The organism is Paraburkholderia sp. SIMBA_054 (assembly GCF_046534875.1).
GTDB classification, from domain to species: Bacteria; Pseudomonadota; Gammaproteobacteria; order Burkholderiales; family Burkholderiaceae; genus Paraburkholderia; species Paraburkholderia hospita.
In genome coordinates, this window is record NZ_JAWRXV010001717.1 from 1 (window position 1) to 236 (window position 236).

Annotated in this window: 1 pseudogene; it reads right to left on the minus strand. The window is 62.3% G+C overall.

Annotation, left to right across the window (positions count from 1 at the left end):
- Positions 1-209 (minus strand): annotated as a pseudogene (locus SB822_RS60975) (GntR family transcriptional regulator); the annotation flags it as partial.
- Between the last annotated feature and the right edge of the window lie 27 nt (positions 210-236).

The window sequence follows — 236 nt, forward strand, 5'->3', positions numbered from 1 at the left end:
GCTTGCTGCTCCCGGCGCAATTCGCGCAGTTCCTCCAGAACGGGCCGAAATTTTGGACTGAGGATGCCGGCGGGCTCAATCGCGGCCCGAAGCGAATACATGTCGTCGTAGGCGTCAAGTGAATCGATCATCGGCAGGAAACGCCAGCCGTAACCCGCCTCCTTCTCAACCCAGCCCTCGCTGTGGGCGCGAACCAGTACCTTGCGCACGTCGCTTCGAGACGCCTCAAGCAGCCG